At 54.9% G+C, this 639-nt stretch carries 1 protein-coding gene; it reads left to right on the plus strand.

Going from position 1 to position 639, the window contains the following annotated elements; genetic code table 11:
* Positions 1-373: 373 nt before the first annotated feature.
* A partial coding sequence (locus tag HUK65_RS18950; RefSeq protein ID WP_235442285.1) for a hypothetical protein occupies positions 374-639 on the plus strand: 266 nt, incomplete at its 3' end.

Here is a 639-nt window from a genome sequence, read left to right on the forward strand (position 1 = left end):
ATTCAACTTTCTCCGCATCTCCGTGCACTCACCCTTCACCCAACAAACCTAGGAACCACAAGGGCCCGAAGCCCTTTTCAACAATTGTACCCCAGGGGTGGAACTGATGTTTTCTCCGATCTCCAACAACTTCGCCCCAGGGGTGAAACTGATGTTTTCACCATTCTCCAACAATTCCACCCCAGGGGTGGAATAATCGGAGGCGGCTTGAAAACAGAGTTTCGCCCCTGGGGCGAAACTGTTGTTTAGGGCGATCTCCGCGAATTGTACCCCTGGGGCGGAATTGTTGTTTTGGGCGATCTCTGTGAATTGTACCCCTGGGGCGGAATTGTTAAGTTGGGGGTGTGTGTTTAGATTTAGGAGGGCCAACGCGGTGCGTTGGGTACTGAAGATGCGTTTATGGATAAGTGTTCTGGCATTGGTGCTGCCATTGGCGGGCTGCGCTATTGAGCGCGTCGGTGGGCCGGAGTTTGTAGTGTCAAGTGTTGTGGCGGGCGAGGGCGAGCTGTCGCCCCGTTCGATGAGTGTGCGCGATGGGAGTAGGGCGACCTTTACGGCCACACCGGCATCAGGTTGGGTTTTGCAGGGTATCACGGGCTGCAATGGTACCCTCGAAGGCACAATATACGAAACGGGACG

Origin of the sequence: Rhabdonatronobacter sediminivivens (genome assembly GCF_013415485.1) — a bacterium.
GTDB classification, from domain to species: Bacteria; Pseudomonadota; Alphaproteobacteria; order Rhodobacterales; family Rhodobacteraceae; genus Rhabdonatronobacter; species Rhabdonatronobacter sediminivivens.